The organism is Priestia sp. USM5, from assembly GCF_058323215.1.
The window spans coordinates 1-12,757 of the sequence record NZ_JBSGKN010000003.1 but is presented as its reverse complement, the minus strand read 5'-3'; the positions used below and the strand labels follow the sequence as shown (position 1 = coordinate 12,757).

Genomic DNA, 12,757 nt, shown 5'->3' with positions numbered 1-12,757 from the left:
CTATTACTTATTTTCCAAACAGACTAATGATCATTTATTGGATAGCTTTATTTTTATTGGTATTGCTACTGATTTACAGTCTGTATCTTTTTAAAAAAAGTACACGATGAAATAAGCTTTATGTAAACTAAAACAAGCAGTCTTCAATTATAAAGAATCTGCTTGTTTTACTATGGATTTTAGATTAGTACCGAGAACATGAACTATGTCTACTAGAACTCTCTAATAATTCATAATATGTTAATTGAAATCCTTTAATTAAAGTAAAATTAAACATTACTATATACCTACTATTTTTCGTATATTTTCTTTTTTTATAGTGCTATATTATTATTTGTAAACACTTTTTTCCAAGACGAAGTTTTAATAATATTGCTATTTAGAGTATAGTCTATTAATTAGAGGAGAATCGTACGTATGACCTACTTGATACGCAAATTACACCCATACCGTTGGGGTTTTACCAGTGTTTTAATTATCTTTGCTGGAATGTATCTTTACTATTTTTTTAGTAGTCAACCACATCTTACTGGTCAATCACCAAGTAAAGTGTGGAAAGCTGAATACACACGGTATGATACATATTGGGAAGGGACCCTAAAGCACTTATCTGAAGGTAATGTTACATTACATAAGTTTATTATTATAGAGAATGGTCAAAAAGTGGACTATTCTCCTGATAAGGATACAATTTTTCAAAAATCCTTTGATTTTATGTCTTTAGGTGACCGTCCACAAAAAAATGAGACTTATAGAGTTCAAATAGAATGGAAGGATTCTAAAGGAAGTCATAAGGAAACATTTCCATTAGAGCGATCATATAATCCTTTTTAAAAATATGGACTTACCGAAGAGGGGAGTCGAGGATAACATGATTCAATTTAAGTTAACATGTGGATGATGATCAATTAGTTAAAGAAGATAGTTTTTAAGGAGATTATATGAAAAAGAGTTTACAGTTATTTGGTACAATTTTATTTATTTCAGGAATTATATTGTTTGGTCTTATGCATTTAGCTATCGCCTTATATATCCCACATCTAGGAGAGTGGAGTGACCCACCTGGTAAGCTAACAGTGGTACTTGATGAAATTATAGGATGGTTTCCCTATATGCTGAGTATTTTATTTATGTTACTTGGAGGGGCTATGTTAATTTTTGACTTATGGAAGAGTATACAAAAAGAACAGGTGGGTAAAAAAAGTTGAATTGAATATAAAATCAAAGGAGAGCTATTTTGAGAGGTTTTATAAAATTAGTTGTTACGGCCTTTTTATCTACTACTTTTTTTAGTACTGCCTACGGGATAATTAACTTAACACCTAAAAGTGAGCAAGAACCTAATATTTATTACTTTGGTTTTACAGATACATTCGTGTTTACATTCATTTATACTTTCCCCGTTTATATAGTTGTTGGAATTATTTTCTCTTATCTAATCGATATGGTGGCAAATAAAATGCGGACAAGGAAAATGTATGTTTCCAAACTAGCAATGTACTCGTTAGCAGGGTTGATTCCTGCGTTAGCATTTTACTTTCTGTTCACAGGAATCAAATTAGATTACCGATTATTATTTTCTTTTTTTGCCCTAGGCATTTTTGCATCAAATACCTTTTATCATGTCCTGCTACTTATAAATAGGCTTCTTAACAAGCAAAAAACTTAATTAAAGAACCAGCTGTTTGCTCACAACAGCTGGCTCTTGTATATAAATAAAATTTGTAAGTTATAATTCAACTAAGGTTTATCAAGAGTTGAAAGGAATTCATATGAAAAACAGTAAAATAAATAAATTCAGAACTAGGTATTTCTATATCGTAAGTGTACATGATGAAAGGTTTATTAGATGGAATACAGTTAAAGGTGAACTTAATGAAGACATAGTAGATGAATCTATAATAGATAATTATGAGATTTTATCCGATTTAATGGCTATGGACATAAGAGATAAATTTGGCGAAGAATATGATGTTTGGGAAGTTAATCAAAAGGACTTTAAAGAAAAAGTAAAGCCTGTTTGATTTTTTACATCAAGTAGGCTCTTTTTTATTCTTAGAACTTTGTATCAGCTATTTATATGTGTACCAAACGCTCCATTAATTATTTCGAAACAAGTATTAAAAATTAAAAAGATTTTATAAATAAAAACTCCTTTTCAAAACAATGTTCTTTGAAAAGGGGTTTTACTTGTTTTGGTTCCTGTAATGGTGATTAGGTTAACTAAAATTGAATATGACATACCGCCTGTAAAGGTAAATTACTTTTTATACGTTCATAAAGGTTTATTTTATTCACTAAATTGTCACTTTAGGAGTTATTTTGCATCTATTTCAAGCGTTATTTTGCACTATAAGTAAATATAAAAAAGAAACCTGTACATATTTCTCAAACTCAATATTTGTTCCAAAACTCGTCCCTTTTCTGAACACGCTTCTTCTTGATTTGAAAGAGGCGTGTTTTATTGTCAAAAATGTTACAAAACCCTGTTCACTTTTCTATGTTCAATAACCTAATTATTTTTATCTTATGTTACAATGAAATTGGAATTAAAATTAGAAAGAGTGATAATTGGTGTTAATTGGATATGCACGTGTGTCAACAGGATTACAAAATTTGGATTTGCAAACAGATTCGTTAACGGAACATGGTTGTACGAAAATTTTTTACGATAAGATGAGTGGAACAAAAAAACAACGTCCCGGTTTAGAGCAAGCACTTCAGTATGCACGTGAAGGCGATACAATTGTCGTTTGGCGATTGGACCGACTAGGACGTAACATGCAAAATTTGATTCAAATTGTGAATAGCTTAAATGAACGAGGGGTTGGCTTTCATAGTCTGCAAGAAAACCTAACAATGGACAAGAGCAATGCAACTGGGCAATTGATGTTTCACTTATTCGCAGCGTTTGCAGAATTTGAACTAAACCTTATTGAGGAACGTTCAGTTGCAGGACGAGCAGCTGCAAAAGCACGTGGGCGTTTAGGTGGGCGTCCAGAAAAGTATGGACCAAAAGATATTGAAATGATGAAGGCTTTAATTGAAAATGGTACACCAATTAAAGATGTTGCAGAAAAGTGGGGCGTGTCTCGAACAACGATTTATCGCTATTTAGAAAGATAGTAAATCGGAAGGGTTGATGTCTATGCAGAATGAACATCCTTCATTAACAGCTTATTCAGAAAAACAACGACAAGCAGCGATGATAAAGTATCAAGTCATTGTACCATATCTTTTCAATGAGAAAACATTAACTGTCATTACAGAAGAAACCGGCATTGCAAAAAGAACTCTACAATACTGGATTCGGGACTATGAACAATTTGGATTAAAAGGTTTAATTCGAAAAACAAGAAGTGATGCTGGCAAAATACATTTAGAACCGGAAATTATCGTGTGGATTGAACAACTAATTTTGAAGTACAAAAGGAATTCGCTGACGTCTATTCATCGAATAATTTGCGAGCATTGTCAGAAACAAGGCTGGCAACAACCAAGTTATTATCAAGTGTATAAGGTTTCTCAATCCCTTTCGCAAAGCTTGAAGAAGTTAGCATATGATGGCCAAAAAGCATACGGAAATCAATATGATTTAATTCATCGAAGAGAAGCAAGATATCCTAATGAGATTTGGCAAGCTGACCATACGCTACTCGATATTCTTGTAATCAATGAAAAAGGACAAGCCGAACGACCTTGGTTGACGATTATCTTAGACGACTACAGCCGGGCAGTCGCTGGCTATTTTTTAACCTTCCAAGCTCCTTCAGCTATTCAAACAGCAATCACTTTACATCAAGCCATTTGGCATAAAAGAAATCTAGATTGGCCAATTTGCGGAATACCTGAACAGTTTTATACTGATCATGGCAGTGATTTTACATCGAATCATTTAGAGCAAGTGGCCATTGATTTGAAAATGAACCTCATTTTTTCAGCAGTAGGTGTTCCTAGAGGTCGAGGGAAAATTGAACGCTTCTTTTCAAGCATCAACCAATTGTTTTTACAAGACTTACCTGGGTATATAGGAAACGGTACAAAGGATGCCCCTATGACTTTGAAAGATCTCGATGAAAAATTAGCCGATTTTATTGTGTGCAATTATCATCATCGTACTCATGGAACAACGAAAAAAACTCCGATCAATGCTTGGAATGATGGAGGATTTTTACCCAATATGCCGGAGAGTTTAGAAAGTCTGGACTTATTACTGCTACATGTTGCCAAACCAAGAAAAGTACATTCAGACGGGATTCATTTCCAAGGGCTAAGATTTATTGATATTACACTTGCTGCGTATGTCGGTGAAACCGTCGTTATTCGTTACGATCCACGGGATCTTGCTGAAATAAGAGTTTTTTACGAAGATTACTATTTATGTACGGCTATTTGTCCCGAAATTGCAGGTTATACAGTTGATTTAAAAGACATTGTTTCTGCAAGAAATAAACGGAAACGGAAGTTGAATAATCAAATTATCCCAGAGAAATCAGTAATTGAAGACATTGTCCAGTCTAAACAAAGCCAATTAGAACAAGATTCGACGCTACCTAAGCCACTCAAGTCAAATTTGAAGAGGTACTTCAATGAATAACAAACAAATATTTATTGAAACGAAGGAATATAAGCGATTTGCTGAATTTTGTGATGCCTGTATTAAGTATCAATATATAGGCATTTGCTATGGTCTACCGGGTGTTGGTAAAACACTTTCAGCTAGACAATATGCCCAGTGGGATTATGTCGAGAAGCAAATCGACTATGAAACATCTGCATGTATGGGTGCTTATGCTGACGAGAAGATTTTAGATTGTCACACTCTTTTTTATACCGCCCCACCTGTTAGTGCAGCGAAATTAACCAGTACGATTCATATTATGGGAGTCCGATTCCACACGGTGAAAGATGCCTATCGGGTACGTATTGGTGAAAAAGAATTGAACACTTCTAGTGCTCTCGAAGGAATTCGCTTAATTATTGTAGATGAAATCGATCGTTTAAAGCTGCAGCACTTGGAGCAACTTCGTGATATCTATGATCAACATGACTTAGCTATGATCTTAATCGGGATGCCAGGAATTGAAAAACGGTTAGCGCGTTATCCTCAGCTATATTCCCGTATTGGTTTTGCTCACGAATTTCAGAAACTCAGTAATGACGAGATGCATCATATTCTAGAATATAAATGGGAAGAACTAGGTATCTCTATTAAACGAGAGGACTTTTCCGATTATGAGGCGCTCACAAGCATCATTAAAGTTACAAATGGGAATTTTAGACTTATTCATCGGCTATTTACTCAAATTGAACGTATCCTCGAAATCAATCACCTCACATTAATTACAACCGAAGTAGTAGAAGCTGCAAGAAATAGCTTAGTGATTGGACGTATATAATAAAGAAACCCAGCTAATTTTCTCATGTGCAGGTAGCTGGGTTTTTAAAGTTGTATATGCAAAATAGCACTTAAAATAAGTGCAAATTACCTCTTAAAGTGACAACTAAATAGACACTTTGTCATTTGATTATAGATAGACTAAAAAGGTGTACCTTTTTGAATCATCTATAATAAAAAAGCCTTTGTAATTTACAAAGGCTTTTTTATTCCAAGAACCTGAACCAAGTTAACTAGTAGTGAATGCGATATACAGTCTGAAATTACTCTTCATACTCAAACTCAATTCCTTTCACACCTGTTGGAAAGGAGCTAATAATTGAATTAGATGTAGAAAATAGATTGTTATTGGAAATGGAAATAACAGAGCTTCCATCATAACAAACCCAAAACATTGTAGAGTCTTTTTGAAGTGTAATAATGGGCATATGAACTTTTTTTCTCCCAAATATGGTTTTCATATCTCGTTTGTCAAAGCTAAATAAATCTTCAGAAAGAGACCAACCAGCAAAATCATTCATACTTCCTTGGCTATATAAGTAAGACATCACAATTTCAAATTGCTTATTGTCTTGTACTTTAGATTTAATAAAGCGTTCCTTTTTCATTTTAAGTTTTGCATACTCTATATCAGCAGATGAAAATGTATGATCTATTTCTTCTTCATCAATCTTTGCATATGCAAAAAGTGTATATATAGGGAATTTGTTTAACTGTGCCATCCAATTATTAAAAAAGACTTCTATATCTAGCTCTTGGCCATCGTATTCTATGATATATGGTACTTTCCCATCTATTCCAAAAGGAAAAAAACCACCGAATGCTGGAATTTCACTTATATAACTTTTTGGAAGAAATCCTATTTCAACGTTCATTATATACTCCCCTTAAAAATGATTACTCCGTTTCTTCATCTTCCTGCTTTTCCATCATTTTTCGATGACTGCTTATAAATGAAGGGATTTTTCTAAAGTAATGTTTTTTCACTTCATGAAAAGGTATCCATGTGTCCTTTGCTACAATAAGATCGTAAACCTCGTCTAAAATTTGATCTCGTTTTCTCGGGTGTAATTTGGTATGAGGATAGTTGATCGCACTAATATAACGTTGTCTTAATTCGTTAGTTATCCATTCTCTCTGCTTTTGCTTTAATGCTGAAAACTTTTTATTCGTTTGAATTAAGCGTCCATTTTGATAAACATGATTTTTCATATCGTTTCCCCCTTTTCTCTATAATTCCATATAAAATCATCGGATTTTCATTTATCTAGTAGGCTTTTTTCTTAAATTGTTCTTTCACATAGATACAATTTCGTTTATGTTCACGGGAAAAGAAATGATCCTGTTTATAATGTACTTTGACTTCACATGAAGGACAGACAAAAAAACCTAATCTTATTTTATCTTGATTGACCTCATGCGCATAAAACTCTCCTGTAGCCCTAAACATGACCACATGTTTAGCCTTTTCGATTTTTGCTCGCATAATCTTATCCTCCTTCACCATATTTTTCATTTATTTCTATGATAAGGGCTATATGGTAAGAAGACAAAGAAAAAACAGCATCCCTTGATACAACACAAAATGCTGCTTCACTATTAAAGTACTTGAATAAAGTACATTTTTATTGTTTAGAAAGTAATACCTGAGATAGATAGTGTGTATACATATCGTTGCTTAGTTTAGTATAGAAATCTAAATCCTGTTTATTAACTTCTTCTCCATCATTTAATTTATTATATACAACTATTGCTCTCTCAAGATCAGATACCTTGTAATTCTTTCCGTAAATTTCTATATCAGTGGATTTCGCCCCATAAGCCTGCTCAGTATAGGTAAGTATCTCCATTAAATGTCTGCTTAAATATAACATTATATCCCTTAAGCTAGCAGTACCATCTTCCATCTTTTTTAATAATTTTGAACCCTTCATTATTGAATATGCAGTATCTAGTTCAATCCTCCCTCCATCTAATTCATAATAACCATCTAATGGAACATGCTTTTTAGGTATAGAGTATTCTATATTTAATAACTCCCCAGCATTAGCATATTTCAATAAATTTGGTACAGATACTCTTGACTGATTAAGATATTGCATCAGCAAGAGATAGAATAACATTAAATTATTTTCAGCTGTATTTTTAATTATTGCAGGAGTAGTATCTTCATTTGGTAGAAGAGTAATGTCCTTCAATCCTTTCTTTGATACATTTACAATTAATCCTTTATCCAACACACACAATGCACTAATCTGTTTATGTTTTTCCACTTCATTATTTGCTTCAACTAGGTTATCTAATAATGTTTCTAGAGTCGTAGATGACGTAAAAGCAAACACAAATCCAGCTGTGGGTGAATTTATTCCGTCCAAACTATCTTTAATTAATGTTTTAACACTTGAGATATTATTTACACACTTATTTATTTCAACTTTATTTAATGATGATTTAACCTCAATTACTGAAAAAACGCTCTCTATAGGTATCATTTTTGTAGATTGCATATTTAATAAAACAGGGCTATTGAATGAATCATAAATAATAATATCTTGTTGTCTACTTTGCTCTCCTGTTGCATCAATTATTACACTAATGCTTGCTCAAGATTTGATTTAATTATTATGTTTTCAAATGAAAGCCCAAGTTGAAACATCATTTTATACCCTTTGCTTCTAAAATTTGTTTTTCTATAAGATATAAATGCAAGACTTCATTTAGTCTATTTTAGACGTACGCCCTTTCTTAAGTCACTATTAGTCCCTAAACATGCTGTTGTAAATACATGTTACATAAGAGAGATGAGATAACTATAAAAAAGAAGCTACCTAACAATAATTGTGTAGAGGTAACTTTGTAAAAAAATTAATATGATCTTCTCAAGTATATTTATTCCCCTACTGCTGCCTTTCTGCTAGTAAATGCGCGAAGCCTGCGAGGGATAAAAGCGCGTATTTCTTCTTCTTGATATCCAACTTGTAATTTTTTCTCATCTTGAATAATAGGTCGTTTAATCATAGTAGGATGGTTCCTTAGCAACTTATATAATTCCTGTAATGACAGTGCATCAAGATCTATATTTAACTCTTTAAATATTTTTGATCTTGCAGAAATAATTTCATCGGTACCTTCTGTCATACGAAGAATCGATTTAATTTCATCTACTGTAAGAGGATCCTTTGATATGTTTCTCTCAATGTAATCAATTCCGTTTTTCTCAAACCAAGACTTTGCCTTACGGCAAGAAGCACAGCTTGTTGTCGTATATAGATTAATCATGTTTACACCTCATTCATACTAATTTTCTTTCTATTATCTTTAGTTATTGAATTCTTTTTTTGAAATGCTTCCATGGCAGGAGTATTATTAACTAAATTTCCCTACAACCTATGATTTACCTTCATAGAAATAGCTTTCGGTATAAATAATTTCTTATAAGGATGTTTTCCCACCGAATTTTATAGAAAGGATATTTCCTTTATGAACCTGGACAAAAACCATCTCAATCCCAGGTTCATAGAACAGTTCTTAAAAAAATCCGTTTAGCACAGCTATTATCCCTTTTTCTTGATATAGTTTTCTAAAACCAAATAAGTAATAAAAAGATGCTTTGAGAGTTACTTCCCTAAAACAACTTTATCGTTTATATTTTTGAATAATTAAAAGGAATAGTCATACCATCTTTCTCCTTTATATCAATGGTCATTTGTCATACAAGAATGCAGTTACATTGCATTTATTAAGTAAGCAATCATACATAAATGATCTATTCACCTCGACTATATGTCATTCGTATTGAGGGAAAGTCTAAGAGTATCTTATCAATACTTCCATCGTATGGAAAATATATTTATAGTTATAATAATATATATATTACATATGATGGGGTGATTGGCTTGGATATTAAACAATTAAAATGCTTTAAAACAATCGTAGATGATAAAACTCATCAAAAAAGTAGCCTTTGCTCAACGGGAGCAAAGGCCATGTAAAACTCGGAGAATTGGAAGATACTTTATTAGTTTGGACCAAATTTAGAATATACATACTTGAAAAATAATATAGAGCTCGCTTTTACAGTGAATGACTCATCATCTAGCCCTAACAGAGGTTATCTCGTCATAGAGCAAATCTCAGTATAAAGATCTAGGAAAAAATCGAAATTCATCTTCCTTTACCTACCCTCATTAAGTGACAAGTGTGTAGAAGCTATGATATGTTAGCATCTCTACATATTATCTTAAAATAAGAGGATGAGGTGTTCGAATATGAATAAAACTGAACTAGTAGATGCAGTTGCAACAAAATCTGAACTAACGAAACAGGATTCCAAAAAGGCTGTAGATGCGTTGTTTGAAACGATTTCTAATACGCTTGCCCAAGAAGAAAAAATTCAATTAGTTGGATTTGGTACATTTGAAATACGTGAGCGCGCAGAGCGTACAGGTCGTAACCCTCAAACAGGTGAACAAATGACAATTCCGGCTTCAAAGTCTCCTGCTTTTAAGCCAGGAAAAGAATTAAAAGAAGCTGTTAAATAAATATGCCTTATAATTAAGCCCTCTCTAGAGATAGACTTCTAGAGGGGGCTATTTTTTATGGTGAAAAACTTCTAAATACCTACACACAAATAGTATTTAATCAAGACTTCTATTTTCTTGCGTCGTTTTAGAGTTGGAGGTAGACTCTTTGCCAAGTCCAGGTTTCCAATTTCCTAACTTGTCTTTTAAGTAATCCTTTAAAAAATCACGTTTCTTTTTTCGTCTTTTATCCCTGTTTTTCATAAGTCCTCACCACCTTTAGGTTACTTAATAGATGCAATTTCTCCTTATTATTATAATTATGTTGAAAAATCCACTCTTTATACTAAATCTATATGTAATAAGTAGTTCATCTTACTACTAAAAGGTGTATGTTTACGGACGAAATATTTAAATTTATTACGAGATGTTAAAGTAATTATTGTTGTTCATAAAATAAAAAGCTGCCTTCTCTGTAAAGACAAGGCAGCTTTTTAAGGTAACTCTATAACTGGAGATAAAAAATAACGTATTTTTCCATATAGACTACATTTTTCCGTACTAGCATATATATAAAAGGTTCGTTTTTTATGTATCCTTTTACCATTTGATCTGTAAGGAGATTGTTGGCACATCAAGGATGTACAAAAAACTGCATAAACGATAAATAGTGGCAATAGAAGATGGATGAGCCCTACTGCCGCAAGGGCTCCTTTTTTGTATGTGTTCCGGAAAGAGGCATTGTATTTAAAAGGGACTAACCTATATTAGTCCCTTTTGCTTATTTATCTACTAATTTTAAGGCTTTGGGATAAAGGGCTTAATTGAAACCATCTAGAAAATATTAAATATAGTGACACTATTAAGCTAAAAAAAGTTCCAATAAGATAAAGTTATTGGAACTTTTCATTCTCTTCAAAATTCTATAATTTAGGATCTGTTTATTTATACTGTGGTAACCGGTTCTTCTAATTGGCTTGCTGGGCCGAAAAATTCGAAATGAATATTCTCGGCAGGAACTTCCCATTCCTTAAGAGCACCGTACATCATTTGCATAAATGGAACTGGTCCACAAAAATAAAAATCTGCTTGCTTATTTTGTGAAATCGATTTTAGCCATTCTAAATCAATAAATCCTTTTTTATCATAATTCTTAAACATTCTGTCTTTCACAGTAGGTTGAGAATAAACAACAAAGCTTTTAACCTTTGCATATTCATTAGCTAGTTTAGTAACATGGTCTTTCATCGCATGAACCTTGCTATTTAATGCACCATGGATAAACGTTACCTCACGTTCGGGTTGTTGCTCTATAATGGTGTTTAACATACTAATCATTGGCGTCAATCCTACGCCACCACTAATTAAAACAGCAGGCGTTTTCTTTGGTTCAAGAACGAAGTCACCTGCAGGCGCGCTTACTGCTAAAAGGTCGCCTTCTTGAATGTCTTGATGTAAATAATTGGAAACAACCCCCTTTTCTTCTCGTTTCACACTAATTCGATAATAATCTTTTCCAGGCGCATCAGATAAGCTGTAGTGACGAATATGTGTATGATTTTCCCCTTTTGGTTGGACTTTTATTGTAAGATATTGTCCAGCTTGATAAGAAGCGATGGCTTCTCCATTTTCTGGTTTCAAATAAAAGGACGTGATGACATCACTTTCTTTGACTTTTTTCTCGACAATGAAATTCCTGAAACCTTCCCAACCACCATATTGTTCCTTTGCTTCTCTATACATTTCTTGCTCAATTCCTATAAAGGCATCTGCAATAACGCCATAAGCCTCAGCCCACGCATTAATAATTTCATCGGTAGCAGCATCGCCTAATACATCTTTAATTGCTGCTAATAAATTTTCACCAACAATAGGATAATGTTCTGGAAGAACCCCTAATGCTCTATGTTTCTGTCCTATTTGTTTCACCACTGGAATAATGGCAGCTAGATTGTCAATATTAGCAGCCGCCGCATAAACAGCATTGGCTAGTGCTGTTTGCTGTTTTCCTTGTCTTTGATTCATATGGTTAAAAATATTTAATAATTCGGGATGACTATCAAACAATAATTGATAAAAACGAGCAGTTATATCTTTTCCATATTTTTCAAGAACGGGTACCGTACTTTTAATAATTTCTATATTTTTTTTGCTTAGCATTTTGTGCATCCTCCAAAAAACATATATTTTAAATACATGTTTATAATATACTAACAGTGTTTATAAAAGATATATTTTAGATACATCTTTCGGAAAGTTGTCACAATCTAGAGGTTTAATAAAAATTAAATGCTATAATAAAAAGAATTTCGGATAGAATAAGGGGATTTTTAGAATGAGGTTAACAAACTATACGGACTATTCCTTACGGATTTTAATCTTTTTAGCTCTTAAAAAAGGTGGGGAATTAAGTACAACAAAGGAAATTGCAGAGAATTACAATATATCAAACAACCACCTAGTGAAAATCATTCATCAGCTGGGTCAACTCGGCTATATTGAAACAATTCGTGGCCGAAATGGAGGAATTAAGCTTGCCAAGGATCCAAAAAAAATTAATATCGGCGAAGTTGTATCCAAAACGGAAGAGGACTTCCATATTGTTGATTGCTTTCAACAATGCGCCACTTCTTCCTCTTGTAAATTAAAATATGCACTCCATGAAGCCCTCCAAGCATTCCTAAAGATATTAAATGGCTATACATTGGAAGATCTCGTTCAAAACAAAGAGGAACTAAACCAGTTATTTTCCTCCTCTCTTGAACATTGACGGGTTTTCTTTTAACAAAGTAACTTCCTTCTTGATATAAATAAAATAAAAAACAACCTCACTCTAGAG

Annotated in this window: 15 protein-coding genes; 8 read left to right on the top strand and 7 right to left on the bottom strand. The window is 32.9% G+C overall.

Going from position 1 to position 12,757, the window contains the following annotated elements:
- Positions 1–417: 417 nt before the first annotated feature.
- The 6 genes from ACWATA_RS25550 to ACWATA_RS25525 all read left to right on the top strand — a co-directional run bounded on the left by ACWATA_RS25550 (position 418) and on the right by ACWATA_RS25525 (position 5,399).
- Entirely contained in the window at positions 418–834 is a 417-nt protein-coding gene (locus ACWATA_RS25550) for a hypothetical protein (RefSeq protein ID WP_047932923.1), read from the top strand.
- A gap of 107 nt (positions 835–941) precedes the next feature.
- Positions 942–1,208 (top strand): hypothetical protein, encoded by a 267-nt coding sequence (locus ACWATA_RS25545; RefSeq protein ID WP_459989984.1) that lies wholly within the window; start codon positions 942–944, stop codon positions 1,206–1,208.
- Positions 1,209–1,772: 564 nt separating this feature from the next.
- Entirely contained in the window at positions 1,773–2,024 is a 252-nt protein-coding gene (locus ACWATA_RS25540; RefSeq protein ID WP_047932928.1) for a hypothetical protein, read from the top strand.
- A 550-nt stretch (positions 2,025–2,574) separates the two neighbouring features.
- Positions 2,575–3,126 carry a recombinase family protein gene (locus ACWATA_RS25535; RefSeq protein ID WP_473050319.1) on the top strand — a complete coding sequence of 184 codons (552 nt, stop codon included), beginning with the start codon at positions 2,575–2,577 and terminating at the stop codon, positions 3,124–3,126.
- Positions 3,127–3,148: 22 nt separating this feature from the next.
- Complete coding sequence (locus tag ACWATA_RS25530; protein ID WP_473050360.1) at positions 3,149–4,597, top strand: TnsB C-terminal domain-containing protein; 1,449 nt, start codon at positions 3,149–3,151, stop codon at positions 4,595–4,597.
- A complete protein-coding gene (locus ACWATA_RS25525; RefSeq protein WP_473050318.1) occupies positions 4,590–5,399 on the top strand; it encodes an AAA family ATPase in 810 nt (269 codons plus the stop codon). Before ACWATA_RS25530 ends, ACWATA_RS25525 begins: the two co-directional genes overlap by 8 nt.
- Before the next feature lie 262 nt (positions 5,400–5,661).
- Here ACWATA_RS25525 and ACWATA_RS25520 read toward each other — a convergent pair whose 3' ends face one another.
- The 5 genes from ACWATA_RS25520 to spxA all read right to left on the bottom strand — a co-directional run bounded on the left by ACWATA_RS25520 (position 5,662) and on the right by spxA (position 8,677).
- A complete protein-coding gene (locus ACWATA_RS25520; RefSeq protein ID WP_394555992.1) occupies positions 5,662–6,273 on the bottom strand; it encodes a hypothetical protein in 612 nt (203 codons plus the stop codon).
- A 22-nt stretch (positions 6,274–6,295) separates the two neighbouring features.
- Positions 6,296–6,610 (bottom strand): hypothetical protein, encoded by a 315-nt coding sequence (locus ACWATA_RS25515; protein WP_394555991.1) that lies wholly within the window; start codon positions 6,608–6,610, stop codon positions 6,296–6,298.
- A gap of 55 nt (positions 6,611–6,665) precedes the next feature.
- Positions 6,666–6,884, bottom strand: coding sequence for a hypothetical protein (locus tag ACWATA_RS25510; protein ID WP_394555989.1), 219 nt, complete (start codon positions 6,882–6,884; stop codon positions 6,666–6,668).
- 139 nt (positions 6,885–7,023) lie between these two features.
- Positions 7,024–7,983 (bottom strand): DUF6602 domain-containing protein, encoded by a 960-nt coding sequence (locus ACWATA_RS25505; RefSeq protein ID WP_473050359.1) that lies wholly within the window; start codon positions 7,981–7,983, stop codon positions 7,024–7,026.
- A 304-nt stretch (positions 7,984–8,287) separates the two neighbouring features.
- Entirely contained in the window at positions 8,288–8,677 is a 390-nt protein-coding gene (gene spxA, locus ACWATA_RS25500; RefSeq protein ID WP_016766082.1) for a transcriptional regulator SpxA, read from the bottom strand.
- Between the two features lie 989 nt (positions 8,678–9,666).
- Between spxA and ACWATA_RS25495 the strand changes: the two genes are divergently transcribed.
- Entirely contained in the window at positions 9,667–9,939 is a 273-nt protein-coding gene (locus tag ACWATA_RS25495; RefSeq protein WP_016766083.1) for an HU family DNA-binding protein, read from the top strand.
- A gap of 96 nt (positions 9,940–10,035) precedes the next feature.
- Here the strand turns inward: ACWATA_RS25495 and ACWATA_RS25490 are convergent, their stop codons facing one another.
- Positions 10,036–10,182 carry a hypothetical protein gene (locus ACWATA_RS25490; protein WP_016766084.1) on the bottom strand — a complete coding sequence of 49 codons (147 nt, stop codon included), beginning with the start codon at positions 10,180–10,182 and terminating at the stop codon, positions 10,036–10,038.
- A gap of 681 nt (positions 10,183–10,863) precedes the next feature.
- Positions 10,864–12,078: an NO-inducible flavohemoprotein gene (hmpA, locus tag ACWATA_RS25485; protein WP_473050317.1), complete on the bottom strand. Its 1,215-nt coding sequence runs from the start codon at positions 12,076–12,078 to the stop codon at positions 10,864–10,866.
- Positions 12,079–12,253: 175 nt separating this feature from the next.
- On the opposite strand from hmpA, the gene ACWATA_RS25480 reads away from it, so the two are divergent.
- Entirely contained in the window at positions 12,254–12,688 is a 435-nt protein-coding gene (locus ACWATA_RS25480; protein WP_473050316.1) for an Rrf2 family transcriptional regulator, read from the top strand.
- Positions 12,689–12,757 lie beyond the last annotated feature (69 nt).

Coding starts and splice junctions, on each gene's coding strand:
- ACWATA_RS25550 (WP_047932923.1), top strand. CDS start 418: ATGACCTACTTGATACGCAAATTACACCCATACCGTTGGGGTTTTACC.
- ACWATA_RS25545 (WP_459989984.1), top strand. CDS start 942: ATGAAAAAGAGTTTACAGTTATTTGGTACAATTTTATTTATTTCAGGA.
- ACWATA_RS25540 (WP_047932928.1), top strand. CDS start 1,773: ATGAAAAACAGTAAAATAAATAAATTCAGAACTAGGTATTTCTATATC.
- ACWATA_RS25530 (WP_473050360.1), top strand. CDS start 3,149: ATGCAGAATGAACATCCTTCATTAACAGCTTATTCAGAAAAACAACGA.
- ACWATA_RS25525 (WP_473050318.1), top strand. CDS start 4,590: ATGAATAACAAACAAATATTTATTGAAACGAAGGAATATAAGCGATTT.
- ACWATA_RS25520 (WP_394555992.1), bottom strand. CDS start 6,273: ATGAACGTTGAAATAGGATTTCTTCCAAAAAGTTATATAAGTGAAATT.
- ACWATA_RS25515 (WP_394555991.1), bottom strand. CDS start 6,610: ATGAAAAATCATGTTTATCAAAATGGACGCTTAATTCAAACGAATAAA.
- ACWATA_RS25510 (WP_394555989.1), bottom strand. CDS start 6,884: ATGCGAGCAAAAATCGAAAAGGCTAAACATGTGGTCATGTTTAGGGCT.
- spxA (WP_016766082.1), bottom strand. CDS start 8,677: ATGATTAATCTATATACGACAACAAGCTGTGCTTCTTGCCGTAAGGCA.
- ACWATA_RS25495 (WP_016766083.1), top strand. CDS start 9,667: ATGAATAAAACTGAACTAGTAGATGCAGTTGCAACAAAATCTGAACTA.
- ACWATA_RS25490 (WP_016766084.1), bottom strand. CDS start 10,182: ATGAAAAACAGGGATAAAAGACGAAAAAAGAAACGTGATTTTTTAAAG.
- hmpA (WP_473050317.1), bottom strand. CDS start 12,078: ATGCTAAGCAAAAAAAATATAGAAATTATTAAAAGTACGGTACCCGTT.
- ACWATA_RS25480 (WP_473050316.1), top strand. CDS start 12,254: ATGAGGTTAACAAACTATACGGACTATTCCTTACGGATTTTAATCTTT.